General features: G+C 65.7%; 24 protein-coding genes and 1 tRNA gene. 13 read left to right on the top strand and 12 right to left on the bottom strand.

All coding sequences use genetic code 11. From position 1 onward, the window contains the following. Positions 1 to 4 precede the first annotated feature (4 nt). From ACQPZ2_RS03045 to ACQPZ2_RS03035, 3 genes are all read right to left on the bottom strand, one after another. The gene (locus ACQPZ2_RS03045) at positions 5 to 958 is read right to left on the bottom strand and encodes an ABC transporter permease (RefSeq protein ID WP_433524199.1); all 954 of its coding nucleotides are present in this window, start codon (positions 956 to 958) and stop codon (positions 5 to 7) included. Then, complete coding sequence (locus ACQPZ2_RS03040; RefSeq protein WP_040686063.1) at positions 951 to 1,877, bottom strand: ABC transporter permease; 927 nt, start codon at positions 1,875 to 1,877, stop codon at positions 951 to 953. The genes ACQPZ2_RS03045 and ACQPZ2_RS03040 overlap by 8 nt, the downstream gene beginning before the upstream one ends. Before the next feature lie 64 nt (positions 1,878 to 1,941). After that, positions 1,942 to 3,516, bottom strand: a complete 1,575-nt coding sequence (locus ACQPZ2_RS03035; RefSeq protein WP_433524198.1) for a peptide ABC transporter substrate-binding protein — start codon at positions 3,514 to 3,516, stop codon at positions 1,942 to 1,944. 458 nt (positions 3,517 to 3,974) lie between these two features. On the opposite strand from ACQPZ2_RS03035, the gene acs reads away from it, so the two are divergent. From acs to ACQPZ2_RS03015, 4 genes are all read left to right on the top strand, one after another. Then, on the top strand, positions 3,975 to 5,927 hold the full coding sequence (gene acs, locus ACQPZ2_RS03030; RefSeq protein ID WP_433524197.1) for an acetate--CoA ligase: 1,953 nt from the start codon (positions 3,975 to 3,977) through the stop codon (positions 5,925 to 5,927). Between the two features lie 170 nt (positions 5,928 to 6,097). Continuing rightward, entirely contained in the window at positions 6,098 to 7,357 is a 1,260-nt protein-coding gene (nhaA, locus tag ACQPZ2_RS03025) for a Na+/H+ antiporter NhaA (RefSeq protein WP_433527301.1), read from the top strand. Next, positions 7,354 to 7,869, top strand: coding sequence for a phage holin family protein (locus ACQPZ2_RS03020; RefSeq protein ID WP_433524196.1), 516 nt, complete (start codon positions 7,354 to 7,356; stop codon positions 7,867 to 7,869). Before nhaA ends, ACQPZ2_RS03020 begins: the two co-directional genes overlap by 4 nt. Before the next feature lie 64 nt (positions 7,870 to 7,933). Next, positions 7,934 to 8,869, top strand: a complete 936-nt coding sequence (locus tag ACQPZ2_RS03015) for an alpha/beta fold hydrolase (RefSeq protein WP_084509564.1) — start codon at positions 7,934 to 7,936, stop codon at positions 8,867 to 8,869. A 297-nt stretch (positions 8,870 to 9,166) separates the two neighbouring features. Here the strand turns inward: ACQPZ2_RS03015 and ACQPZ2_RS03010 are convergent, their stop codons facing one another. Genes ACQPZ2_RS03010 through nth form a run of 4 tightly spaced genes read right to left on the bottom strand, consistent with a single transcriptional unit; the run spans position 9,167 to position 12,385 of the window. Further along, positions 9,167 to 10,360, bottom strand: a complete 1,194-nt coding sequence (locus ACQPZ2_RS03010) for a MarP family serine protease (RefSeq protein WP_433524195.1) — start codon at positions 10,358 to 10,360, stop codon at positions 9,167 to 9,169. Further along, on the bottom strand, positions 10,357 to 11,076 hold the full coding sequence (locus ACQPZ2_RS03005; protein WP_433524194.1) for an NUDIX hydrolase: 720 nt from the start codon (positions 11,074 to 11,076) through the stop codon (positions 10,357 to 10,359). Before ACQPZ2_RS03005 ends, ACQPZ2_RS03010 begins: the two co-directional genes overlap by 4 nt. Then, entirely contained in the window at positions 11,073 to 11,708 is a 636-nt protein-coding gene (locus ACQPZ2_RS03000; RefSeq protein ID WP_433524193.1) for a TlpA family protein disulfide reductase, read from the bottom strand. Before ACQPZ2_RS03000 ends, ACQPZ2_RS03005 begins: the two co-directional genes overlap by 4 nt. Continuing rightward, positions 11,705 to 12,385: an endonuclease III gene (gene nth, locus ACQPZ2_RS02995; RefSeq protein WP_433527300.1), complete on the bottom strand. Its 681-nt coding sequence runs from the start codon at positions 12,383 to 12,385 to the stop codon at positions 11,705 to 11,707. The genes ACQPZ2_RS03000 and nth overlap by 4 nt, the downstream gene beginning before the upstream one ends. Positions 12,386 to 12,629: 244 nt before the next feature. Between nth and ACQPZ2_RS02990 the strand changes: the two genes are divergently transcribed. Together ACQPZ2_RS02990 and ACQPZ2_RS02985 are read left to right on the top strand one after the other, a co-directional pair. Further along, positions 12,630 to 12,872, top strand: coding sequence for a hypothetical protein (locus ACQPZ2_RS02990; RefSeq protein WP_040686056.1), 243 nt, complete (start codon positions 12,630 to 12,632; stop codon positions 12,870 to 12,872). A 147-nt stretch (positions 12,873 to 13,019) separates the two neighbouring features. Then, on the top strand, positions 13,020 to 13,694 hold the full coding sequence (locus ACQPZ2_RS02985; protein WP_011206875.1) for a Crp/Fnr family transcriptional regulator: 675 nt from the start codon (positions 13,020 to 13,022) through the stop codon (positions 13,692 to 13,694). Between the two features lie 132 nt (positions 13,695 to 13,826). Here ACQPZ2_RS02985 and ACQPZ2_RS02980 read toward each other — a convergent pair whose 3' ends face one another. The 3 genes from ACQPZ2_RS02980 to ACQPZ2_RS02970 are packed head-to-tail and all read right to left on the bottom strand — an operon-like array spanning position 13,827 to position 15,269. Beyond that, entirely contained in the window at positions 13,827 to 14,621 is a 795-nt protein-coding gene (locus tag ACQPZ2_RS02980) for an MBL fold metallo-hydrolase (RefSeq protein WP_433524192.1), read from the bottom strand. Between the two features lie 9 nt (positions 14,622 to 14,630). After that, positions 14,631 to 15,089 carry a RidA family protein gene (locus ACQPZ2_RS02975; RefSeq protein WP_063046861.1) on the bottom strand — a complete coding sequence of 153 codons (459 nt, stop codon included), beginning with the start codon at positions 15,087 to 15,089 and terminating at the stop codon, positions 14,631 to 14,633. 18 nt (positions 15,090 to 15,107) lie between these two features. Continuing rightward, positions 15,108 to 15,269: a DUF4177 domain-containing protein gene (locus ACQPZ2_RS02970; RefSeq protein WP_085998464.1), complete on the bottom strand. Its 162-nt coding sequence runs from the start codon at positions 15,267 to 15,269 to the stop codon at positions 15,108 to 15,110. 423 nt (positions 15,270 to 15,692) lie between these two features. Here ACQPZ2_RS02970 and ACQPZ2_RS02965 point away from each other — a divergent pair, with 423 nt between their 5' ends. Both ACQPZ2_RS02965 and ACQPZ2_RS02960 read left to right on the top strand, forming a co-directional pair. Beyond that, complete coding sequence (locus tag ACQPZ2_RS02965) at positions 15,693 to 16,712, top strand: ArsA-related P-loop ATPase (RefSeq protein ID WP_433527299.1); 1,020 nt, start codon at positions 15,693 to 15,695, stop codon at positions 16,710 to 16,712. After that, positions 16,709 to 17,848 carry an ArsA family ATPase gene (locus ACQPZ2_RS02960; RefSeq protein WP_433524191.1) on the top strand — a complete coding sequence of 380 codons (1,140 nt, stop codon included), beginning with the start codon at positions 16,709 to 16,711 and terminating at the stop codon, positions 17,846 to 17,848. The genes ACQPZ2_RS02965 and ACQPZ2_RS02960 overlap by 4 nt, the downstream gene beginning before the upstream one ends. A gap of 113 nt (positions 17,849 to 17,961) precedes the next feature. Here ACQPZ2_RS02960 and ACQPZ2_RS02955 read toward each other — a convergent pair whose 3' ends face one another. Continuing rightward, positions 17,962 to 18,285, bottom strand: a complete 324-nt coding sequence (locus ACQPZ2_RS02955) for a WhiB family transcriptional regulator (protein ID WP_040686051.1) — start codon at positions 18,283 to 18,285, stop codon at positions 17,962 to 17,964. A gap of 368 nt (positions 18,286 to 18,653) precedes the next feature. On the opposite strand from ACQPZ2_RS02955, the gene ACQPZ2_RS02950 reads away from it, so the two are divergent. After that, positions 18,654 to 21,026 carry a penicillin-binding protein gene (locus ACQPZ2_RS02950; RefSeq protein ID WP_433524190.1) on the top strand — a complete coding sequence of 791 codons (2,373 nt, stop codon included), beginning with the start codon at positions 18,654 to 18,656 and terminating at the stop codon, positions 21,024 to 21,026. A 61-nt stretch (positions 21,027 to 21,087) separates the two neighbouring features. Here ACQPZ2_RS02950 and ACQPZ2_RS02945 read toward each other — a convergent pair whose 3' ends face one another. Next, the gene (locus tag ACQPZ2_RS02945) at positions 21,088 to 21,552 is read right to left on the bottom strand and encodes a GatB/YqeY domain-containing protein (protein ID WP_063046865.1); all 465 of its coding nucleotides are present in this window, start codon (positions 21,550 to 21,552) and stop codon (positions 21,088 to 21,090) included. Positions 21,553 to 21,721: 169 nt separating this feature from the next. On the opposite strand from ACQPZ2_RS02945, the gene ACQPZ2_RS02940 reads away from it, so the two are divergent. The 4 genes from ACQPZ2_RS02940 to ACQPZ2_RS02925 all read left to right on the top strand — a co-directional run bounded on the left by ACQPZ2_RS02940 (position 21,722) and on the right by ACQPZ2_RS02925 (position 25,553). Next, positions 21,722 to 22,684 (top strand): metallophosphoesterase, encoded by a 963-nt coding sequence (locus tag ACQPZ2_RS02940; protein ID WP_433524189.1) that lies wholly within the window; start codon positions 21,722 to 21,724, stop codon positions 22,682 to 22,684. A 304-nt stretch (positions 22,685 to 22,988) separates the two neighbouring features. Further along, a complete protein-coding gene (locus ACQPZ2_RS02935; protein ID WP_433524188.1) occupies positions 22,989 to 24,227 on the top strand; it encodes a hypothetical protein in 1,239 nt (412 codons plus the stop codon). A 60-nt stretch (positions 24,228 to 24,287) separates the two neighbouring features. Continuing rightward, positions 24,288 to 24,361 (top strand) — tRNA-Pro (locus ACQPZ2_RS02930). A gap of 484 nt (positions 24,362 to 24,845) precedes the next feature. Continuing rightward, positions 24,846 to 25,553 carry a GntR family transcriptional regulator gene (locus ACQPZ2_RS02925; protein WP_063046868.1) on the top strand — a complete coding sequence of 236 codons (708 nt, stop codon included), beginning with the start codon at positions 24,846 to 24,848 and terminating at the stop codon, positions 25,551 to 25,553. Positions 25,554 to 25,563: the final 10 nt, after the last annotated feature.

The raw sequence follows: 25,563 nt of genomic DNA, 5'->3' as shown, positions 1-25,563 counted from the left end.
GCGGTCACCTCTTCCTCGCCTTCGGATCGAGCGCGTCCCGCAGCGCGTCGCCGAGCAGGATGAAGCTCAGCACCGTGAGCGCCAGAGCCGTAGCGGGATAGAACAAAATCGGCGATCCGCCGCGCAACTCGTGCTGGTTGGTATTGATATCCGAGCCCCACGACACGATCGTGCGCGGCAGGCCGACACCGAGGTAGGACAGCGTCGCCTCGGTGACGATGAACGCACCGAGCCAGATCGTGGTGACCACGATCAGCGGCCCGGCCGCATTCGGCAGCACATGGCGCAGCAGCGTGCGTATTCGGGAGACTCCCAATGCCTTCGCCGCCGTGACATATTCGCTGTTCTTCGCCTCGATCACCGCACTGCGCGCGATGCGTGCGGCCTGTGGCCAGGTGAATGCGGCCAGGATGAGGATGACGGTCCAGATCGTGCGCGAATCGAGCAACTGCATGATGACGATCGCGGCCAGCATCAGCGGAATCGCGTAGAAGATCTCCGCGATGCGCGATACCACCGAATCGAGCAACCCGCCGTAGAAGCCCGCGAGGGCCCCGAGCATGCCGCCGACCAGCAGGAATACCGTGGTGGCACCCAAACCCGCCATTACGGAAGCTCGCGCGCCGTAAACGGTTCGGGTGTAGACATCGCAACCCTGCTTATCGAAACCGAACGGATGTCCGGGCCCGCGCGGATCCATGCTGAAATCGCCGTTGCAGTAGCGCGGATCCTGATCGGAGAACAGGCCGGGCCACAGCACCACGATGGCGATGAACACGATCAGCACCGCGGCCACGATGAAGATCGGATTGCGGCGCAACTGCCGCCAGGCGTCGTGCCAGATGCTGGTCGGCGAACCGGTATCGACGACCTGATCGGTGGCGAGCACCTCGACTTCATCGGGCGGCGCGACGAAATGCTGCTGCCGGTCCGGAGCTTTCTTCTCGAGCTCAGGCATATCGGATCCTCGGGTCGAGCGCGGCATAGAGCAGATCGATGATCAGATTCGAGATCAGGAAGATCACGATGAGCACGGTCACGAAGGAGACCACCGTCGGCGGCTCACCGCGGGTAATCGCCTGGTACAGCGTCCCACCCACGCCCGGGATGTTGAAGATGCCCTCGGTGACGACCGCGCCGCCGATCAACGCACCGAGATCGGCGCCGAGAAAGGTGATCACCGGAATCATCGAGTTACGCAGAATGTGCACGGTGACCACGCGTGGGCGACTGAGCCCCTTCGCGGTCGCGGTGCGCACGTAATCGGCGGACATGTTCTCCGCCACCGAATTTCGGGTCAGCCGGAGCACATAGGCGAACGACAGTGACCCGAGAACGAATGCGGGCACGAGCAATTCACCGACGCTGGCCTTACCCGTGACGGTCACCGGCGCGATACCCCACTTCACACCCAGGACGAACTGGGCCAGGAACCCGATCACGAAGATCGGCACCGCGATGATGATCAGGCTGACCACCAGCAGCGTGGAATCGAACAGTTTGCCTTTGCGCAGTCCCGCGATCAAACCGAAGACGACACCGAAGACACCCTCGATGAGCACCGCCATGAAGGCCAATTTGATGGTGATCGGGAAGGCGCGGGCGAGTTCGTCGCGCACCGGCCGACCGGAGAAGGCCGTCCCGAAGTCGAGGGTGAAAATGCCCTTCAGATACAGCAGATACTGCACGATGAACGGACGATCCAGGTGATAACGCGCACGCAGTTGGGCCTCCACGGCAGGCGTCATCGGCTTGTCGCCGGCCAGCGCGTGAATCGGATCGCCCGGAACTAAGAAGACCAGTGCATAGATGAGCAGCGTCGCCCCGAGGAAGACGGGGATCATTTGGAGCAGACGCCGCACGACATACCAGGCCATTTCGTCTCCTGGGTGAGCGGCGCGGTCGTGCCGTCGGAATGTGCGGCACGACCGCGCCGAGCGGCTACTTCTCGATGTTTTCGAAGTCGAACAGGCCATTCCAGGCCAGGTCGGCCTTCTTCACCTTGTCCGAACGTCCCGCCGCGGCAAGATAATCGAGCACGGGGATATCGGCCATATCCTTGATCAGCAACGCCTGCGCCTGCGCCACGATCTTGTACGACTCCTCGAGTGTCGGCGCGGCCAGTGCGGCGTCGAGCAGGTGGTCGAATTCGGGGCTCTTGTAGTCGACGTTATTGGTCTCGGAGTAGCTGTAGTACTGCGAGGTGAGGAATTGCAGCATGGTCGGGTAGTCGCCCTGCCAGCCGTAGCGGAACGACTTGCCGATCGTCTTCTGGTTCACCAGATCTCGGATGTTCTTGAACGTCGGATACGGCGCACCGACGGCATCGATACCGAGGGTGTTCTTGATGCTGTTGGCCACGGCCTCGATCCACGCCTGGTGGCCGCCGTCGGAGTTGTAGGCGATTTCGTAGCGCCCCGACCACGGCGAAATGGCATCGGCCTGCGCCCAAATCTTCTTGGCCTCTTCGGGGTTGTACTTCAATACCTCCGAGCCGGGCAGATTGCCGTTGAACCCGGGCAGGGTGCTCGAGGTGAAGTCGCGCGCCGGAATCTTGGTGCCGTTGAAGATGGTGTCGCAGATCTGCTGCCGGTTGATCGCCATCGAGATGGCCCGGCGCCGCAGCAGCCCTTCCTCACCGCCGAAATGCGGGACATTGGACTGGACGCCGATGTGCTGATTCTGCGCCGACGGCTCCAGGATCGCGCGATCGCCGAGGTCCTTCTTGTACGAAGTCAGCGCGCTGTCCGGAATGGTGTCGAGGGTATCGAGATTGCCTGCCTGCAGATCCGAGTAGGCGGTATCGAACGACTGGTACATGACGAAGCGCAGACCCTTGTTCTTGGGCGCACGGCCGCCCTTGTAGTCCGGGTTGGGCACCATGTCGATCTTGACGTTGTGCTCCCAGGTCTGGAACTTGTACGGGCCGTTGCCGATCGGGTTCTCACCGAAGGCCTTCATATCCTTGAACGCGGCATCGGGCAGCGGATAGAACGGCGCGTAGCCGAGTTCGGTCTCGAAGTCGATGGACGGCGACTTCAGCTCGACGGTGAAGGTTCGGCCGTCGACCACCTTCAGCCCCGACATCGTTTGTGCCGTGGGCTTTTCCGCCGACACCTCGTCGAATCCGACGATCGGGGTGAACGCGTAACTCTGCAGCTGACCGTTGGTGCCGAGGGCGCCGTAGTTCCAGGCGTCGACGAAGGACTTCGCGGTCACCGTGCTGCCGTCGGTGAACTTCCAGTCCGGCTTGATGGTGATCGTGTAGGTCTTACGGTCGTTCGTCTTGATGGACTCGGCCATCTCGTCGTGCGCGACACCCTTGCCGTCGTAGTACTTCAGACCCGCGAACAGCCGGTCGACGACGCGGCCGCCCATATTCTCGTTGGTATTGGTCGGCACCAACGGATTCTGCGGTTCACCACCGTTCGTGGTGACGATGTCGGCGTCGGCACTATCGCTCGACGAGCATGCGGACAGTCCCAGGCTTGTGGCCAGCAGGACTGCCGCGGTCAACGCTGTAGCTCTGTTGAATCTCAACGCGTTCTCCCGATTTCGAGACAGGCGAAGGGGATCCGCGACGACGCATGAGCATCTGCCCAGCGCGCCTCGACTCGATCCGCCTTGGAATGCCTGGGACGTTAGCTATTCGAAGCAGCCTTGTCACCCGATTGACAGAGGTTCGTTCCACTTGTTACCAATCCGGCAACATCGTCGAAACGCGCTAAACATTAAGAAGAAGACAGCCATCCGCCGGAAGTATGCCTCCGTTGGGGCTTCCGGTATCCGGAGCTGGTTGGTCTATGACGATAGCTACCGAAGGCTCGGTTTGTCAGCGGATCGCGCAGGATACCCGCCGCGGTGACGCGATGGAAACCCATTGGACACAGCAGGCGCGGGCTGGATCACAGTTGGTTACTGTCGAAATCGACTGCGACTGCCAGCACCACGGGGCTACGTGAGGAAGAGACGAGATGACCGAAACCACCGACCACCGGGACTCGTACGCGCCGACCGCGGCATTCGCCGCGGCGGCGAATGCCGACGCGTCGTTGTACCAGCGGTCCACGGCGGATCGCGACGCGTTCTGGGCCGAGCAGGCCGACCGGCTGCACTGGGAGCAGCCGTGGACACAGGTGCTGGACTGGAGTGACGCGCCCGTCGCGAAGTGGTTCGTCGACGGCAAGCTCAATGTCGCCTACAACTGCGTGGACCGCCACGTGCTCGACGGGCACGGCGATCAGGTCGCCATCCACTGGGAGGGCGAACCGGGCGACTCCCGCGACATCACCTACGCCGAACTCCTCGCCGAAGTTTCCCGCGCCGCAAACTATCTGACCGAGCTCGGGCTCGAGGCGGGCGATCGAGTCGCCATCTATATGCCGATGGTTCCCGAGGCGATCGTGTCGATGCTGGCCTGCGCCCGGCTCGGGCTGACGCATTCGGTGGTATTCGCGGGCTTCTCCCCCACCGCGCTGCGCCAGCGCGTCGACGACGCGAGCGCCCGGTTGATCATCACCACCGACGGTCAGTGGCGGCGCGGTAAGGCCGCACCGCTGAAGGAGGCCGTCGACGAGGCGCTCTACGCCAATGGCGATGTGCCGCACACTGTCGAGCATGTACTGGTGGTGCGGCGCACGGATATCGAGGTGCCGTGGACCGAGGGCCGCGACCTGTGGTGGCACGAGACCGTCGCGCAGGCGGCCCCCGAACATCAGGCGCAGGCCTTCGATGCCGAGCACCCGCTGTTCATCCTCTACACCTCCGGCACCACCGGTAAGCCCAAGGGCATCCTGCACACCAGCGGCGGATATCTCACCCAGGCGTCCTACACCCACCACAATGTCTTCGACCACAAGGCCGGACAGGACATCTACTGGTGCACCGCCGATATCGGCTGGGTCACCGGGCACACCTACATCGTCTACGGACCGCTGTCGAACCGGACCACCCAGGTCGTCTACGAGGGCACGCCGAACTTCCCGGATGAGCACCGGCACTGGAACATCGTCGAAAAGTACAGCGTCACAATCTATTACACGGCACCGACGCTGGTTCGCACATTCATGAAGTGGGGTAGGGAGATTCCGGCCGCACATGACCTGTCCAGCATCCGGGTGCTCGGCAGCGTCGGCGAACCCATCAATCCGGAGGCCTGGCGCTGGTACCGCGAGGTGATCGGCGCGGACACCGCGCCCATCGTGGACACCTGGTGGCAGACCGAGACGGGGTCGATCATGATCTCCCCGCTGCCGGGCGTCACCGCCGCCAAGCCCGGTGCCGCGATGACACCGCTGCCCGGAATCTCGGCGAAGGTCGTCGACGAAGAAGGCAAGGCGGTCGAGCTCGGTGAGACCGAGGCCAACGGCTATCTGGTGCTCGATCAGCCGTGGCCGTCGATGCTGCGCGGCATCTGGGGCGATATGGACCGCTACCGGTCCACCTATTGGGAGCGCTACGCGGAACAGGGCTGGTACTTCGCCGGTGACGGCGCCAAACTCGATGCCGACGGCGATCTGTGGGTACTCGGCCGGGTCGATGATGTGATGAATGTGTCGGGTCACCGAATCTCCACCGCCGAGGTCGAATCCGCGCTGGTCGGTCACTCCGGCGTCGCCGAGGCCGCGGTGGTGGGCGCCAGCGATGCGACCACCGGACAGGGCATTGTCGCCTTCGTGATCCTGACGGCCGAGGCCAAGGACACCGGCGACGCGCTGATCGGCGAACTGAAGGCGGAGGTGTCGCGGGAGATCAGCCCGATCGCCCGGCCACGCGAGATCCACGTGGTACCCGAGCTGCCCAAGACCCGCAGCGGCAAGATCATGCGGCGACTGCTGCGCGATGTCGCGGAGGGCCGCGAATTGGGCGACACCTCGACGCTGGTCGATCCGAATGTCTTCGAGGCGATCCGGGCCAGCCGCGCCTGAGTCGGCACATCGCGTACGGCCGGTGACGGAATGCGTCACCGGCCGTACCCGTTAGAATTGCGTCAGGTGTGCCGGGAAGCCTGGTCGGCATGCGGTCGCGTACCTGAAAGCCGGATCGGTGGGATTGCGCGTCCGCGGTCGGAGTCCACCCTGGCGGAAGGTTTCCCGTGATCACCCAAGTGCGCTCGGAGCTGACCCGGTATCTACGCACCGAAACCGTTGGTGGCGCGATACTTCTGATCGCGGCTGCTGCCGCGTTGCTGTGGGTGAACTCGCCGTGCGGCCACAGCTACTTCACCGTCACCGAGTACGTCCTGCCGATCAAGGCGTTGCATCTGGATCTCACCGTTGCGGACTGGACCAAGGACGGTCTGCTGGCCATCTTCTTCTTCGTCGCCGGACTGGAGCTCAAACGCGAGCTGGTGGTCGGCGAGCTCGCCGATCCGAAACGGGCCCTACTGCCGATCATCGCGGCGGTCGGCGGCGTGGTCACCCCGGCGCTGATCGCATTCGCGGTCGGATTCGGCGTCGACGGGATGGACCGAGGCTGGGCGATTCCGGTGGCGACCGATATCGCGTTCGCGCTGGCTGTGCTGGCCATGACCGGATCCCGGATTCCGGCAAGCGCGCGCGTCTTCCTGCTGAGCCTCGCGGTGGTCGACGATCTGCTCGCCATCATCCTGATCGCGGCGCTGTTCACCACGACACTGTCGGCGCTGTGGCTCCTGGGCGCGGCAGCCAGCTTCGCGATGTGGGCGCTGGCCCAGCACAGGCGGATATCCACACCGCTGCTGTATGTGCCACTGGCGCTGGTCTCCTGGTACGCGCTACACCAGGCGGGCATCCATCCGACACTGGCCGGTGTCGCGCTCGGCCTGCTCACCAGGGTGCGCAAGGATCCGGGCGAGACCGAAGCCCCGGCAACGCGGCTCGAGCATATGATCCAGCCGATCTCGGCCGGACTCTGCGTGCCGCTGTTCGCCTTGTTCGCCTCCGGAGTTCCGTTGGACGGCAAGGTTTTCCAGCACCTGTTCAGTGACAGGCTGCCGCTGGCCATAATTCTCGGACTGCTGCTCGGCAAGACTGTCGGTATCTTCGGAATCAGCTGGGTGGCAATTCGATTAGGCCTTGCGAAGCGTCCGGTCAGCCTCGGCTACCGGGACATGTTCGCCCTCTCGGTGCTCGGCGCGATCGGCTTCACCGTTAGCCTTCTGGTGGCAGAACTCGCGCTGGCCGACGTCGGTGACGGCTCGGCCGTCGAATTGGCGAAGGCCGCGGTGCTGGTGACGTCAATGACGGCGTCGCTCGCGGGTTCGGCGCTACTGTTGCGGCGTGGGCGTGTCCACCAGGCGCGGCGGGACGCGCGTGCGATAGAACGAGAGACTGAGGCGGAAGCAGTGCCGGGACAGGGAGAAGGGTCGACCAAGTGAGTTTCGCAAACGGTGGTAACGGGGATGAGTCGCGTCGCGACCGCACTGTGACCGCGATTCCCCTCTCGGACGCCAACCCGGCCGGGTCAGCGAGCTTCGGCGCCCTGGTCCGCGATGCCACCGAGCAGATGTCGACGCTGGTGCGGGCCGAGGTCGAGCTGGCCAAGGCCGAGGTGACCGGGGAGATCAAGAAGGGGCTGCAGGGCAGCGTCTACTTCATCCTCGCGTTGACCGTGCTGCTGTTCAGCACCTTCTTCTTTTTCTTCTTCCTCGGCGAGCTGCTCGATGTCTGGCTGGCGCGCTGGGCGGCGTTCCTGATCGTGTTCCTGCTGATGATCGTCGCGACGGCGGTGCTCGCCCTGCTCGGCTATCTGCGGGTCAAGAAGCTGCGGGCGCCGGAGAAGACGATCGATTCGCTCAAGCAGGCGCGCACGGTGCTGCCGAGCGGATTCGGCTCGCACGAGGAGCCCCTCGCGCTCGCGGAGCCGACGCAGCCGAAGTCGCTCGGGTAGCGGCCGGAGCGGCACGGCAGCGTCGACTAGGCGGTTGGCCGGACCCCTACTAGGCTCGGTCGGCGTGTCGTCGAACTCGTTTCCCGATCCGTCCAGCGTCCGTTACGACGGTCCGTGGACGCATCGGGACGTGCACGCAAACGGCATTCGCTTCCATGTCGTCGAGGCCGAGCCGGACCGCCCGGACGCACCGCTGGTCGTGCTGCTGCACGGATTCGCCGACCTCTGGTGGTCCTGGCGGCATCAGCTGACCGGACTCGCGGAACTCGGCTACCGCGCGGTCGCGGTGGATCTGCGCGGCTACGGCGACAGCGATAAACCGCCGCGCGGCTATGACGGTTGGACGCTGGCCGGTGATATCGCCGGCCTCATCCGCGCCATGGGCTATTCCGAGGCCACGCTGGTCGGACATGCCGACGGCGGCCTGGTGTGCTGGACGACCGCGGTGCTGCATCCACGACTGGTGCGCTCGATCGCACTGGTGAGTTCCCCGCATCCGGCCGCGCTCAAGAGCGCGGTACTGCGGGACCGCCGTCAGCGGCGCACCTGGCTGCCGAATTTCCTGCGCTATCAACTGCCGCGCTACGGCGAACATCTGCTGACCACCGGCAACGGCTTCGAGGTCGAGCGGCTGCTGCGCCAGCGGGTGAGCCGAACCTGGTCGGGCACCGCCGAATTCATCGAGACGGCCGATCGGATGCGTTCGGCCATCCAGATTCCGGGCGCGGCGCACTGTGCGCTGGAGTATCAGCGCTGGGCCTTCCGCAGTCAGTGGCGTCCGGATGGTCGGCGGTTCATGGCCACCATGCGGGTGCCGATCCGCATTCCGGTGCTGGCCATGCGCGGTGAACTCGACGGCTACATCCTGCCCGCGACCTTCCAGCGCGGCCGCCGGTTGTCACCGCAGCGGCGACAGGTCGTGATTCCCGGCGCGGGTCACTTTGCGCACCAAGAGAACCCGGAAGCCGTCACGATGGAGTTGGCCAAGCTGCTCGGCTGAGCAGGTTCCAGCCTGGACAATTCGTCGAGCAGGGTGGTCCGGACATGTCGCGCCACTGCGATGCGTCCGAGCGATGCTCAGCGTCGACACCGATTTCACGCCGGACCGTCTGATCGCAACCATGGGCCGCGCAGCCCTTGCCGATCAGGTCATTGTCGGCGCCGCATGCAACGGGACCGATGTTCGAGCGTTGGCGGCCCGCGATCACGCCTTGGAGACCGCCGGAACCTCGGCACTGTGGCCGAATTGGGTCCGATCGGGGCGACCGGCTCGCATAGCCGGTCGCCCCACCCGGTCTCAGCTCAGTACGCAGGCTCCGGTCTGGATCGGCGAATTCGACCCGGGCGCGGCCTCCAATTGCGCACGCACCTCGTTCAGCGTCAGCACATAACCGGTGTCATCGTCGGTGACAGCGGCACCGAAGACCACACCGAGCACCTGTCCCTCGGTATCCACCAGCGGCCCACCGGAATTACCGGCCCGCACCAAGCCGCGGACGGTGTAGACCTCACGCTCGACCGTGCCGTTGCGGTAGATGGTCGGCCCGGTCAGATCCAGCGTCTCGCGCACCCGAGCCGCGCTGGCCGTGTACGGTCCGCCGCCCGGGTAGCCGAGCACGATGGCACTGTCGCCGGAGTGCGCGGCCGAGGGCGCCTGCGGGACGATCGGCGCGGTGAGGCCGGGCACCGCGAGCACCGCGACATCCTTGGACGGATCGAACAGCACCACCGTCGCCTCGAGCGGGCCGCGCGCGGTATCCACGCTGACGCTCGTCGTACCCGCGACCACGTGCGCATTGGTCATCACGCGTTCGGGCGCGATCACGAAGCCCGAACCCTCCAGCGCCCGCTGGCAGCTCGGCGCCACGCCGCGGATGCGCAGCACACTCTGCTGCAGCGATGCCGCGACCGGGCTGGCGAGCACGCTGGGGTCCGGCGGTTCGACCGCCGCGATCGGCGCGCGACCGAACGGTCCGATGACATCCGGCAGCCCGGAAGTGTTGAGCAGCTTGGAGAATTCGTTCGGCAGCCGCCGCAGCCAACTCGGGGAGACATCGTTGACGTCGGCGAGCACCTTCGAACCGTTGATGGCCGCGGCGATTGCGGGCTGGGACGAGGTGGCCAGCGGCAAGGCCAGCAGCCATGCGGTGACCAGCACCGCGACCGCCTGCAGCACCGCGCCGACGGCGCTGTCCACACTGCGGGTGAACGGATGTCGCATACCGCCGCGCGCGGCGCGGCCGAGCACCATGCCCGCGACCTCACCGACGATGACCAGCAGCACGATCAACAGCACGCCGGTGAGCACCCGCGGTCTGCCCTCGTTGACATGGATCAGAATGTGCGGCGCGATGAGAATGCCCGCGACCGCGCCGAGTACGACTCCCAGAAAGGCGAGCGCGGAGGCCACCGCGCCCTGCCGCCAACCGGAGGAGGCGGCCAGCAGCGCGAGCAGCAGCACCGCGATATCGAGCCAAGCCGATGAACTCATAACGTCATCCCTACGGCCGCCAGCGCGGACTCTAGATCGCGAACATCGCTGTGGTCCCAGTCCCGTTCCCACCCGGCACTCTTGCAGATGCCCGCCAGAATGCCGCCGGTCAGTCCCCACACCAGCATTCCGTCCACCTGGAATGCCGGACTCTGATAGCCGAGGCTGCCGCGCACCATGAAGCGATTCGCCGGGTCCAGCAGGTCGGCGAGCGGCACCCGCACGACGCGTTCGGTCTCGGTGTGGTTGACCACGTGGACCGCCCTAGGGGTGTGCCAGTAGGCCACCACTGGGGTCACGTCGAATCGGGACGGGGGCACGAAAAGCTTCGGCAATACCGCAAAAGGTTCGACGCCCGCACGCGCCAGCCCGGTCTCCTCACAGGCCTCGCGCAGGGCGGTATCGATCGGACCGGAGTCGCCCGGATCAACCGCGCCGCCGGGAAAGGCGACCTGACCGCGGTGCTGGCGCATGGTGGAAGCGCGCTGGGTGAGCAGCACATCCGCATCGGCGGGCAGCCCGCCCGGCGCCTCGGGATCGGCTTCGGGCGAACCACTGAACAGCACGAGCACTGCCGCCTGCCGCGGTGTTGTGCTGATCGTCATGGCCCGCCGGACCGCCCGCGCCAAGGACAGCGTGTCGGTGGAATCGGTATTCGGGTCCGCCGCTCGGCGCAGCCATTTCGGGATGCTGTCCGGCATGGAGATCTCGGTCATGCCGCAACTCCCAGATTATTCGCGACCGTATCGGCGATATCGTCGACGCCGTTGAATGCCCGCACCACCACCTCGGCGACCGAACCATCGGCACGCAACAGCACCGATACCGGCAGCACCGCGGGTGCACCGACCGCGGATCGCACCTTGGTGCGTTGGTCGAGGACGCCGGGCAACGTCACCCTCAGGTCGGTCAGCAGCGCGAGCGCCCTCGCCTCATCCGGATCGCTGTGCACGGTCAGCACGGTAATCGCGTTTCCGGCCCGTCGCGCGTACTCCTGCACATCTGGCAACTCTTTGGCGCACGGTCCACACCAGTACGCCCACAGGTTCAGCAGTGCCGGTTTGCCCGCGAGTGCGGCCGCCAGGTCGACCGGTTTGCCGTCGGACAGACAGGTCAGGGCGAGTCCGGCAAGCGGCCCGCGTCCCACCGCATCCGCCGCGGGCGTCGGGCAATTCGCGAGCCCGGCGGCGGTGCGCCCCTCGACCGACGCGCTCGCAAGGGAATTCGCCGAGTGGTCGCCGCTCGTCGCGGTGTCGTCGTCAGCGCGGGGCCACAGCGCGACCGCCAAGGCCACCACGGTGATCAACCCTGCCAGCGCCAAGCGCGCCGCGACAGGTATTCGTGTCACCGGCCCACCAGCTCGAGCAGATGCTCCGCCTCCGGACCCTTCACCAGCTTGGCCGCGGTTTCCGGATCGGTCGGCCCGACCCCGAACGACGGGCAGTCCTTGGCCAGAATGCAGACACCGCATGCGGGCTTGCGGGAATGACAGACCCGGCGCCCGTGGAAAATCACGCGATGGGACAGCATTGTCCATTCCTTGCGTTCGATGATCGCGCCGATGGCGTGTTCGACCTTCACCGGATCGTCCTCGGTGGTCCATGCCCAGCGGCGCACCAGCCGACCGAAATGGGTGTCGACCGTAATGCCGGGCACCCCGAAGGCGTTGCCGAGGATGACGTTGGCAGTCTTGCGGCCGATGCCCGGCAACTGCACCAGTTCGTCGAGGGTGTGAGGCAATTCACCATCGAAGCGCTCGACCAGCGCCTGCCCGAGCCCGATCAGCGAACTGGTCTTGTTGCGGAAGAAGCCGGTCGGCCGGATGTATTCCTCCAGCTCGGCGCGGTTTGCCTCGGCATATGCACGGGCATCCCGATACTTCGCGAAGAGCGCGGGTGTGGTCAGATTCACCCGCTCATCGGTGCACTGCGCGGAAAGTATTGTCGCAACCGCCAATTCGAGCGGTGTAGTGAAATCCAGCTCACAGTGCGCGTCCGGAAAAGCCACCGCGAGAGTGCGGTTCATCCGGCGGGCCCTTCGGGTCAGGCCGAGCTGGGTTTCCGCTTGTCGCGCTCGGGATTTGCGCTTCGGCGCGGGGACCGCGGCGGGTTGCGCATCGGTCGCCTCGACGGCAGGCGAAGGCCCGCTCACGGCAGCAGTGGAGGGGGAGACACGCACGCGTCCACCATACGGAACCACTCCACAACGGTGCCCTCCTAGATCTCTTGCCGTGTTCCATCTGAGACCTAGACCGTGTTTACTGCTCGTCATGCAAGGACTCGCTGTGGTGCTCTTCCCAGTGGTGCTGATGCTGTTTGCACTGGGCATGGAGCGGGTCGAGAATCGGCTCCGCAAACTTCTCGAACCCGACGAAGAGGTTCAGCAGTACCTGGACAAGGCAAGTAACGCCGAAGTGAAGGAGCTGACGAAGCTCGGACTGCCCGCCGCGGTGGCACGGATGCGCAGGCGTCGGTCCCGTGGCGAAGAGCTGGACGTCGCACGCGCCAGCTGAATCCCCTACCAACCGGTACCTGGCACGCCGCGCAATCGACTCGTTACGTGGTGTCTGTCACTACGCTGCTGTAATGCCGCGTAGACTGCGCTGTTGGCCGAATCGCTTCGGTCCAGGACAGAGCCATTTCCCATAAGGAGCACATTCGTGGACGAGGCCCTCGCCAGAGCAGGCATCTTCCAAGGCGTAGAGCCCACCGCGGTGGCGGCTCTCGCCAAACAACTGCAGCCCGTGGATTTTCCGCGCGGCCATGTCATCTTCAACGAGGGCGAGCCCGGCGACCGGTTGTACATCATCACCTCCGGAAAAGTGAAGATCGGACGACGTTCCCCCGACGGCAGAGAAAACCTGCTGACCATCATGGGTCCGTCGGACATGTTCGGTGAGCTGTCGATCTTCGACCCGGGTCCCCGCACCTCGACCGCTACCACCGTGACCGAGGTCCGTGCGGTCACCATGGACCGTGACGCACTCAAGTCCTGGATCGACCAGCGGCCCGAGATCGCCGAGCAACTGCTGCGCGTTCTCGCCCGTCGTTTGCGCCGCACCAACAACAACCTGGCCGACCTGATCTTCACCGACGTCCCCGGCCGGGTCGCCAAGGCGTTGCTGCAGCTCGCGCAGCGGTTCGGCACCCAGGAGGCCGGTGCGCTGCGGGTCACCCACGACCTCACCCAGGAAGAGATCGCGCAGTTGGTCGGCGCCTCCCGCGAGACCGTGAACAAGGCTCTTGCCGACTTCGCGCACCGCGGCTGGCTACGGCTGGAGGGCAAGAGCGTGCTGATCTCCGACTCCGAGCGCCTGGCCCGCCGCGCGCGCTGACGCTCGAATCCGACCGGCGACCGGACACCCGGCCGCTACGAAGACGCGTCGCGGCAGGTGACGGCCGCGGCATCTGAACGCAAAAGCACGCTGAGTTCAGCTACCAAATGAACTCAGCGTGCTTCGGTGTTCCTAGTTCTGCTCGGCGCGCAGGTATTCCAACTGCGCTTGCACCGAACTGCGCGCCGCCGGCCAGAGCCGCTTGTCGACGTCGGCATAGACCTTGCGCACAACCGACATCGCACCCGCGTTCGGTCCGAGCGCGCGCAGGGCCGCGCGCACCTGATCGAGCCGCTCCTGCCGATGCGCGATGTAGTACCGCGCGATCGGTTCCAGGTCGGGATGATCCGGACCGTGTGCGGGTAGCAGCGCGCGTCCCGCACCCGCCTCGACCAGCTTGTCCAGCGATGCCAGGTAATCGGCGAGGGCGCCGTCGGTGGAATCGAGCACGGTGGTGCCGAAGCCGAGGATGGTGTCACCGGTCAACACCGCGTCGTCGAGTACGAAACTCACCGAATCCTTGGTGTGGCCGGGGGTATCGAGGACGGTGATCCGCAGTCCGGCGGCCTCGATCACCTCGCCGTCGACCAGCGGCGCATCCGAACCGCGCAGGAATTCGGCGGTCCTGGCCCGCACCGGCGTACCAGCCAGCTCGACCAGCCGGTCGATACCGCCGGTGTGATCGTAATGCCGGTGCGTGATCAGGGTGAGCGCGATATTGCCGTCGGTGAGGCGGGCGAGTGTCTCGCTGTGCGCCTTATCCTTCGGTCCCGGATCGACGAGGACGTATTCCGATTGTCCCGGCGCGCGCAGCAGCCAGGTGTTGGTCCCCTCCAGCGTCATCTGGCCGGGATTGTCCGCGAGCACGACGGCCGCGGTCGGCGTGACCTGCCGCAGCCGACCGTATGCGGGATGGGTGAGCGTCATCGATCCTGTCTAGCGCACTTCGGCGATCAGTTCGACTTCGACGGGGGTGTTGCGGGGCAGTTCGGCGACGCCGACCGCGGAGCGCGCGTGCACGCCCGCATCACCGAAGACCGCGCCGAGCAATTCCGAGGCGCCATTGACGACCTGCGGCTGATCGGTGAATCCCGGTGCGGAGGCGACGAATCCGACGACCTTCACAATGCGCACCACCGCATCGAGCCCGACCAGATCGTGCACCGCGGCAATCGCGTTCAGCGCGCAGAACTTGGCCGCCTCCTTGGCCTGTTCGAGCGAGACCTCCGCGCCGACCTTGCCGGTCGCCGACAGCTGGCCGTCCACGAACGGCAGCTGACCGGAGGTGTAGACCAGCGATCCGGTGCGGATCGCCGGAATGTAGGCGGCGACCGGCGCCACGACCGGCGGCAGGGTCAGGCCGAGTTGGGCGAGATTCTTCTCCCACTGGGTCATAAGAGCAGGTCCCTTCGGTTACTTGGGGCGCTTGAGGTAGGCGACGTGCTGTTCACCGGTCGGGCCGGGCAGCACGGTCACCAGCTCCCAACCGTCGGCGCCCCACTGGTCCAGGATCTGCTTGGTCGCATGTGTCAGCAACGGAACGGTGGCGTACTCCCACACCTTCGAATCACTCATGGCTGTAACTTTGGCAGCGCCTTCGGCGCTGCGTGTTCGCGGCCCCCCTCTGTCTCGCGGCCGAGTGGTCGATGCTCGCGCCTGCGGCGCATGCGCTTCGACCACTCGGCCGCGAGACGGGCCGCGAACGGTCGCTCGTAAGACTCGCCCCGTACGGGGTGACCAGCGCCTGAACCGTCTCTGATCGGCCCGACATGCTGCGGCGTTGAATGCGGCGCCTTCGGCGTGAACGCAAGACGGGCCACGAACTCCTCGCCCACAAGACTCGCTCCATGCGGTGTCGATAGAGCGGGCCATCTCCCCTACGGCCTCGAAGTCCCGCTGTCTGGGACGACTGCTCCGGAAAATGAGGCGCTGACCATATCGCTGGGACGCGATGTCAGAACGGGTTATAGGCTCGCGATCGTGGGAGTACCAACAGCAGTGCCTATTTCGGCGGAGCCAGGGCCGGAAACGGGTTGGCCGGAGCGCGCGGATAAGGCCCGCTTGCACTATGTCTCCGGCAAAGGGGGAACCGGTAAGTCGACGGTCGCCGCCGCACTGGCACTCGCCCTGGCCGCGGGCGGACGGCGGGTGCTGTTGGTCGAGGTGGAGAGCAGGCAGTCCATTGCCCAGTTGTTCGATCTGCCGCCGCTGCCGCCCACCGAAACCAGGATCGCCACCGCTGACGGCGGCGGGGAAGTAGTCGCGCTCGCTCTCGATATCGAGCACGCCTTCCTCGAGTACCTCGACATGTTCTACAACTTGGGCTTCGCCGGGCGGGCGATGCGCCGGGTCGGCGCCATCGAATTCGTCACCACGATCGCACCCGGTCTGCGCGATGTCATCCTGACCGGCAAGATCAAGGAATGCGCGGTCCGGGTGGATAAGCAGGGCAAGCCCGTATTCGACGAAATCGTCGTCGACGCACCGCCGACCGGACGGATCGCCAGCTTCCTCGATGTCACCCAGGCCATGGTCGAGGTGGCCAAGGGCGGGCCGATCGCCTCGCAGGCCGAGGGCGTCTCGAAGTTGCTGCACTCCGATCAGACGATGATCCACCTGGTCACCCTGCTCGAGGCGCTGCCGGTGCAGGAAACCGCCGACGCCGTCGCCGAACTCACCGCCAACGACCTGCGGATCGGCACCGTCATCGTGAACCGGGCGACCAAGGGCCAACTCCCGGCCGACGTGCGCAATAGAGCCGCACAGGGCGATATAGACCGCGATGCCATTCGCGCCGGACTCACCGAGACCGGAATTTCCCTGTCGGACCAGGACTTCCAGGGCCTGATCACCGAAACCGTCGAGCATTCGGCCACTTTGCGGGCACAGGACGAAAGCGCCGCCGAACTCGCGCAGGTGGATGTATCGCGGATGTATCTGCCCGCGCTCGCCGACGGCATGGATCTCGGTGGCATCTATGAACTTGCCGAACATCTGAGCAAGCAGGGGGTCCGATGAGCAGTCCGAATGTGGCCACGCCACTAGATGTTTCGAGCATTATCGCCGATCCCACCGCCCGGGTGGTGGTCTGCTGCGGCTCCGGCGGCGTCGGCAAGACGACCACCGCGGCGGCGATCGGATTGCGCGCGGCCGAGCAGGGTCGCAAGGTCGTGGTACTCACCATCGACCCGGCACGTCGGCTGGCCCAGTCACTCGGTGTCGCCGATCTGGACAACACCCCGCAGCGGGTGGCGCTCGGTCCGGAGGCCAAGGGCGAATTGCACGCGATGATGCTCAATATGCGGCGCACCTTCGACGATATGGTGCTCGAGCACACCAGTCCGGAGAAGGCGGAGCAGATTTTCGCCAACCCCTTCTATCAGACGGTCGCCTCCTCGTTCGGCGGTACGCAGGAGTACATGGCAATGGAGAAGCTCGGTCAGTTGGCCGGGCGCAAGGAGTGGGACCTGATCGTGGTCGACACTCCCCCGTCCCGCAACGCGCTCGATTTCCTCGATGCGCCGCAGCGGCTCGGAAACTTCTTGAACGGCAGGATGATCCGGGTCATCATGGCTCCCGGTCGCGGTGTCACCCGATTGGTGACCGGTGCGATGAGCCTGGCCGTGCGCGGTGTTTCGACCATTGTCGGTGGGCAGATGCTCAAGGACGCGTCGAATTTCCTCCAGTCGCTGGAGTCGCTGTTCGGTGGTTTCCAGGATCGCGCGGATCGCACCTACGCGATGCTGTCCAAGCCGGGCACGCACTTCCTGGTGGTCGCGGCCGCCGAACCGGATGCGCTGCGCGAGGCGTCCTTCTTCGTCGACCGCCTCTCGACCGAACGCATGCCGCTGGCCGGACTGATCTTGAACCGGACCCACCCGATGCTCAGTTCACTGTCCGCCGATCATGCGCTGACCGCCGCCGATCAGCTCACCGAAACCGATCCGCTGACCGCCGCGGTGCTGCGCATCCACGCCCAGCGGGTCGCTACCGCCAAGCGCGAGCAGCATCTGCTGCACCGGTTCACCGGCGCGCATCCGCGGGTGCCGATCGCCTCGGTGACCGCCCTGCCCTTCGAGGTCTCCGATCTGGAGGCACTGCGTGCCGTCGCGGCGCAACTCACCGATGCGCATCCGGTCGAGGTGACCGCCTGAGGCGTTGTCGGCGGCGAAATCGATTGAGCGACCGTGTCATTCTGATGTCGGTTTGATATAGACCCATTAACGAAGCCGAGCCCGCAATCGCGGGCTCGGCTTCAGTTCCAGGATTAGATTGCGATTTGATGTTGACGCTGGGCTTGGAAAAAGTCCGCCCAGGACGTCACCTCCGGGTGCTGCTTGAGCAGCGCACGACGCTGCCGTTCGGTCATTCCACCCCACACGCCGAACTCGACTCGGTTGTCGAGTGCGTCGGCCCCACACTGCATCAGCACCGGGCAGTGCCTGCAGATCGTCGCCGCCTTGCGCTGCGCCGCGCCGCGGACGAACAGTTGATCAGGGTCTACTTCCTTGCATCGGGCCTGGGCTACCCAGGCGATCCTTGCTTCGGCCTGCTCTACGTCCAATCGAGCGATGGGGGTTGTCATGTGCATTTGGTGTGCCCCTTTGCAGTCCGAACACCGGGTCAACGGCGCTCCAGAATCACGTGTCAGTGTCGCAGCAACCCAAACCCCGCTGCGAACTGCACCACATTCCACTTTGAGTGTTAGCTCTATCACACTGGGTTCTCAATCTAGGTAAAGGTATGGCTTCTGCGCAAGACCGTCCCGAGACTTTTTGGTACGTCCGTCCCTGCAACCGTGATCCAGAACCGGGCGGTCGACTCGACCTGCGGCCCGTCCCTCCGCGACACGCCGGAATCCATCCCGCGACACGCCCAATCCGGCATGCGAACTCCAGGATCCGAGCTACTCGCAAACACACCCGAGAGCGCCGGATCGGCACCCCGTAGTCTGGGTCCGTGCCGATCACACATACGCTCGCGAGGCTGGCCGGCAGCTGCGCGCTGGCCGCCGTGCTCGTCGCCGGGTTGTTGTTCCCTCTCGCAGGTGGTTTCGGGTTCGTCTCCAACCGCGCCGCCGACGCCGTCGACAATGTGTCCGCAGAGCTGGTGGAGGGCACTGTCCCCGCCGTCTCGACCATGGTCGATGCGAACGGAACGCCCATCGCCTGGTTGTACGAGCAGCGCCGCTTCGAGGTCCCCAGCGACAAGATCTCCAACGATATGAAGTTGGCGATCGTCTCCATCGAGGATCGGCGCTTCGCCGAGCACGCGGGTGTGGACTGGACCGGGACCATGCGCGCGTTCGTCACCAATACGAGCAGCGGCGAGGTGCAACAGGGTGCGTCCACCCTCGATCAGCAGTATGTGAAGAACTTCCAGCTACTCGTCGTCGCCAAGACCGACGCCGAGCGGCGGGCCGCCATCGAGACCACGCCCGCACGCAAACTGCGCGAGATCCGGATGGCGCTCACGCTGGACCGAGAGCTGACCAAGGACGAGATCCTCACCCGATACCTGAATCTCGTCCCGTTCGGTAACTCCTCCTACGGCATCCAGGACGCGGCGCAGACGTACTTCGGCGTCGACGCCGCGAACCTGAATGTGCCGCAGTCGGCGATGCTCGCGGGCATGGTGCAGTCCAGCTCGAAGCTGAATCCCTACACCAATGCCGAGGGTGTGCTGCAGCGGCGCAACACCGTGTTGGACACGCTGATCCAGAACATCCCCAGCCGCGCCGACGAATTCCGCAAGGCCAAGTCCGAACCGCTCGGCGTGCTTCCCGAGCCCAAGGGCCTGCCGCGTGGCTGCATCGCCGCCAACGATCGCGGCTTCTTCTGCGACTACGCGCTGCAGTACCTGGCCAATGCCGGTATCAGCCGCGAACAGATCAATACCGGTGGCTACACGATCAAGACCACGCTCGATCCGGCTCTGCAGGATTCGGTGAAACGCTCGGTCACCGAGGCCGCGAACCCGAACCTCGACGACATCGCCCAGGTGATGTCGGTGGTCGGGCCGGGACAGGATTCGCATCCGCTGCTGGCCATGGCCAGCAGTCGCACCTACGGCCTGAACCGCGATGCCAACGAGACGGTGCAGCCGCAGCCGTATTCGATGGTGGGTGACGGCGCGGGCTCGATTTTCAAGCTCTTCACCACGGCCGCGGCCATGGAAAAGGGCCTCGGCATCAACGCCCAGCTCGATGTGCCGGGCCGGTTCGAGGCGAAGGGCATGGGTAACGGTGGTGCGCGCGGCTGCCCGCCTGCCACCTATTGCGTGCAGAACGCGGGTAACTACAAGTCGCCGATGTCGGTGACCGAGGCGCTGGCCACCTCGCCGAATACCGCGTTCGTCAAGCTGATTCAGGCCGTCGGGGTCACCCCGACCGTCGATATGGCGGTGCGCCTCGGCATGCGCTCCTACACCGAGGCGGGCAGCTCGGGCCACGGCAACCAGAGCCTGGCGGACATGATCAAGGAACAGAACCTCGGCTCGTTCACCCTGGGCCCGGTCGCGATCAACCCGCTGGAGCTGTCGAATGTGGCCGCCACCTTGGGGTCCGGCGGCCGGTGGTGCCCGCCGTCGCCGATCAAGGAGGTGATCGACCGCTCCGGCAAGACGGTGCCGCTCACCCAGCAGGCCTGTGAACAGGTCGTCGATCCCGGACTGGCGAACACGCTGGCCAATGCCATGAGTCAGGACGACATCAGCGGCACCGCGGCCGGCGCGGCGCGGGCGACCGGCTGGAACGCGCCGCTGTCGGCCAAGACGGGAACCACCGAGAGCCACCGCTCCTCGGCGTTCCTCGGCTTCACCAATTCGCTTGCGGCCGCGGCCTACGTCTACGGCGACAGCCCGACACCCGGTGAGATCTGCTCGTTCCCGCTGCGCAGCTGCGGCGATGGCAATCTCTTCGGTGGTAATGAACCCGCTCGCACCTGGTTCAACGCGGTCAAGCCGGTGATCGGGAACTTCCCGCCGCCCGCGCTGCCACCGCTGGACGACAAATATGTGCGCGGGTCCAACCAGGCCCAAGTCCCCGATGTCGCGGGCATGACCCAAGGTCAGGCGACTGCCGCACTGGTCGCCGCGGGCTTCCAGGTCTCGCCGGTGAACAGCACCGGTGCGCCGCCGAAGGGCACGGTGATGGGGACAGCGCCGAATGGGTCGGCGATTCCCGGGTCGGTGATCACGATCTATATCAGCGACGGGACGGACCGGGCGCCCGCGCCGGCACCCGGACCGGCACCCGCGCCCGGTCTTCCGATTCCGGGTATTCCAGGCATTCCGGGATTACCGAGTATTCCGGGATTCCCAGCCCCTCGATAACGCTTCATGAATACGAAAGCCGCCGACCTGGATTCCGGATCGGCGGCTTTCTTCTGTACGGCTACAGACGCGACTTCACGGCGGCCGAGATGCGCGAGCCGTCGGCCTTACCGGCGGCGATCGCGGTGGCGGCCTTCATGACCTGGCCCATCTGCCGCATGCCCGGGCGCTCGCCGAGCTCCTGGGCGACCTGCGCGATCGCGGTGTCGGCGACATCGGCGACCTCGGCGTCGGTCAGCTGCGTCGGCAGATATTCATCGATGATGCGCGCCTCGGCGTGTTCGTTGGCGGCCAGTTCGCCACGCCCGGCCTGGGCGTATACCTCGGCCGACTCGCTGCGTTTCTTCGCCTCTTTCTGCAATACGGCGATGACCTCGGCGTCGGAGAGCTCACGCGCCTGCGAGCCCGCGACCTCCGCGGTCTGGATGGCGGCGAGCAGCATCCTGAGGGTCGCGAGGCGCAGCGTGTCCTTGGCTTTCATCGCGGCGGTCATATCCGCACGCAGCTGCGATTTGAGTTCCGACATGTGCCACACGGTAGCCGTTTCCCTGTTCCCGGCCCACTACATTTGGCGTTCGACTCGGATTCACCACACTCCCCGCACCGACTGCTTGCGGGTCGCTCGAAACGGCCAGCCGACCGCTTGTGCGGAAACACACTCGGCGTTCCGCACCGGGGTCACCTATGCTGGGCAAATGCCCGTAATCTCGACCTCCGCCATCCGACGAACCGCGTTGGGAGCCGCCGGGGCCGCGGTGGCCGGTATCGGCTACGCCTCGCTGATCGAACGAAATGCCTTCGTACTGCGCGAGGCCACGATGCCCGTGCTACAGCCGGGCTCGTCGTCACTACGGGTGCTGCACATCAGCGATCTGCACATGATGCCTGGTCAGAAGCTCAAGCAGCAGTGGCTGCGGGAGCTGGATCGGCTGGAGCCGGATCTGGTCGTCAATACCGGCGACAATCTTTCGCACCAGAAGTCGGTGCCCGCGGTGGTTCAGGCCCTCGGCGGATTGCTTTCCCGCCCGGGCCTTTTCGTTTTCGGCAGCAATGACTATTTCGCGCCGGTCCCGAAGAATCCGGCGAAATACTTCAAGAAGGATCACCGGCGGGTGTATGGCGCGCCGCTGCCGTGGAAGGATCTGCGGGCGGCGTTCACCGAGCGCGGCTGGCTCGATCTGACCCATGTCCGCCGTGATGTCGAGGTCGCGGGCATTCGAATCGCGAGCGCGGGCGTCGACGATCCGCATTTGCAGCGTGATCGGTACGACACCGTCGCCGGTGCGCCCAACCCGCTCGCCGTGCTGAGCATCGGCCTGACCCACTCACCCGAACCCCGGGTCCTGGACCGCTTTGCCGAGGACGGCTACGACCTGGTGATGGCCGGACATACGCACGGCGGCCAACTGTGCCTGCCCGGATACGGTGCGCTGGTCACGAACTGCGGTATCGATCGCTCGCGGGTGAAGGGTTCGTCCAAGTGGGGCGCGCACACCCAACTGCACGTCTCCGCGGGTCTGGGCACCTCGCCGTGGGCGCCGTACCGCTTCTGCTGCCGTCCCGAGGCGACGCTGCTGACCCTGGTCGCCGCACCGCCGAAACGTCCCAATGCCGATAGCGGACAGGGCGTTTCACCCTCGGAAGCCGTCGCCCGCTGAGTTCCGCTGAGAGCGCGTCCGAGAACTCTGTCGGTGGCCTGTCTCATCCGGGGGCGTAGAGCAGCACTGCCCCGGTCCGGGAGCCCGAAGCGCGAGCCCCGGTGATCAATGCCCGTGGACGGGAGGGCTCTGGCCTGCATCGCGGTGTGGGTGAAACCAACCCGGATGAAGCGGGAACCGCAGTGCACACCAGGTGGTGCGCACTGCGGACATCCGAGCAGGATGGTGTCGGGAACCATCGATGAGGGGTTTCCAGACACGATGTAAGGTCCTTTGCCGAGACTGACATCAGGCAGGGGACAGTGTGAGTGATTTCGACGACCGGCGCGAAACCGGTACGCCGTATCAGCAACAGCCTTATGGGACAGAGCAATTCGGCCCTGCGCTGGGACAGCCCGGATCCGGGACGCAGTCGGGGGCCGACACGGGGCACGGCGCATTCGGTGCGCCGGTCGAGCTCGATCCGGCCGCACTCTCACCGTTCGGCCCCGAACCGACGGCCACACCGTGGAGCGGCGGCGTCGCACCGGCCCTGCCCATGCCGTGGCAGCCCGAGCAGCAAACGGCAAGCGCCCCTGGTCAATTCGATCCGACCCTGCAGTGGGCGCCGCAACCCGCCGCGGCATGGCAGCCGGGCTCGGCGACGCAATTCCAGCCCGGCGCAACGCCATCCGGACCGCACGGCGGTATGCAAGCTCCCCATGGCCCGGGCGGTGGCCCCAATGCGTCCTTCGGTGACCGATTCGCCTCGGACCTGGCCGCCGCGTCGAGCGCGAACCGACCGAGTCGCGGGCGCCGCACCGCATGGATCGCCGCCGCGATCGCGACGCTCGTGGTCGCGGGCGGGGCGACGGCGGCGATAGTCACGGCCAACCACGGCTCGGACGACACCGCGGCGCAGAATCCGGTTCCGTCGATGGTGAGCGCACTGACCCCCACGGGTTCACATACCTCACATACGCCGACCCAGCCGACGACCACCAAGCACGCCCCCGCCAATAACGAGACCCCCGTCGTACCCGGTTACCAGGTCGTGGTGGCCTCGGACCTCGGGGCCGCCTATGACGTACCCGCCGACTGGACGGTCGCCCCCGACGGCAAGGTCGGCGGCTTCGGCGATCCGCCGAACGCTGTCACCGGCAAGGGGCTGGCCACCGACGGGAAGAGCTACTGCCCCGGCTCGACCCGCACCGTGGCCTTCCTGACCGGCTCCAAGGACACCGATTCGGCAACCGCGGCAACCGAACTCGGCACCAGGACCGCCAAGATCGCCTACACCAACTCACCGGGCGGTACCCCGGGCGCCGCACAGCCGCTCCGCTCGCTCGACGGCTCCCAGCAGGGCATGTTCGTGGAGACCAAGGGCACCGCGACCAAGGTCAATCCGGGCTGCGCAACCGAATACTCGGTCTATACCTTCGCCACCCCCACCGATAGCGGCAATTTCGTCATGGTGATCGCGGCCGACACCGGCGTCCCCAATGCTGTCGACGCGGCCACCGCGATGCGCATCTTCACCAGCATTCGCCCCCATGGAGGGTGATTGACCTGCGGGTTTAACGTCTGGACGTGAGCTGTTGTAAGCTACTCCAGGTTCGCTTCACGGGGTGTGGCGCAGCTTGGTAGCGCGCTTCGTTCGGGACGAAGAGGTCGCAGGTTCAAATCCTGTCACCCCGACTCGTGGTTGAGACGAACGGTTCCGCCCCCGGCCCGCACAGGTCGGGGGCGGAACCGTTTTCGCTGGTTGGCCCGGCGATCCGGCGTCGGCCACCACACCGCGCAGGCGATGACCGCTAGTAGCCCGCAGACCAGGGCGAGCAAGCCAACGATCACGAACGCATCCATCCATACCTCCCGAGACTCCTCGTAGGTGCACCCGGCGTCGCGACCGATCGGCACCGACCGGCACGGAAGTGCCCGGCTGTCATCAGCCTGCGGGGACAATGTGTCCTGCGGTGGTGCGGCGACGTTGCCAAGTGTTGCTGTCTGCTCCCCCTCACTGTGCACCGCCGGTGCGAAATTCCGGAAGGCGGCACGCCGAAGGAACGCGCGATGGTTCCGATATGTCCCCGGTCGTCCGATATGGGCGGTGAGCAGACTCTTACCGCTTGCTAACGTGCGGTCATCTCGATGAAACGCGAGGTCCATAGCGTATACACGCATGTCGACACGGGTGGCCACACTGGCGGATGCGGCGGGACGACCGCTGCGGGATGTTGTTTATACGACTTTGCGCGCCGAGTTGATGAACGGGGATATCCGATTCGGCGAGCGCCTGACCGAGCCCAAGCTGTCGACCCGGTTCGGTATCTCGCGGACCCCGGTCCGGGAGGCGCTGACCATGCTGTGCTCGGACGGCCTTTTGCAGCGGGAGGAATACGGCTTCACTCCGGTGCGGCCGAGCATTCCGTTGATCCGGGACCTGTACGAGCTGCGAATCACCTTGGAGCTCGGTGGAATTCAGCGCGCCATCGATAATCCGGCGGTCGTGCACGATCATGCGTTGCTGGCGGCCGAGCGCGAGGCCTGGCTGGCCCTGCGTGCGGATCCGCCCGAGCAGGAGCCCGGTTTCGTGGTGCGCGACGAGGAGTTCCACGTCACGCTGTTGACGGCGGCGGGCAATGCCGAGCTGGTGCGCTCGCTGAAGGCGGTGAATTCGCGGATCCGGCATGTGCGGATGTACGACTTCATGGTCAACAACCGGATCGAGACCACCATCGCCGAGCATCTCGGAATTCTGGATGCCGTTCTGGCACAAGATCTTCCGCTGGCATATCGACTGCTGCACACGCACATCGGGGAATCGCTCGATGTCGTTCTCGATCGGGTCACGCGGGCGATAGCCGCGATGTCCTTGGCAACTGAATAGGGAGTTTCCG

Origin of the sequence: Nocardia pseudovaccinii (assembly GCF_050942345.1) — a bacterium.
Taxonomy (GTDB): domain Bacteria; phylum Actinomycetota; class Actinomycetes; order Mycobacteriales; family Mycobacteriaceae; genus Nocardia; species Nocardia pseudovaccinii.
Note: the sequence above shows the minus strand (reverse complement) of the source record. Positions and strands in the feature narration are given on the sequence as shown.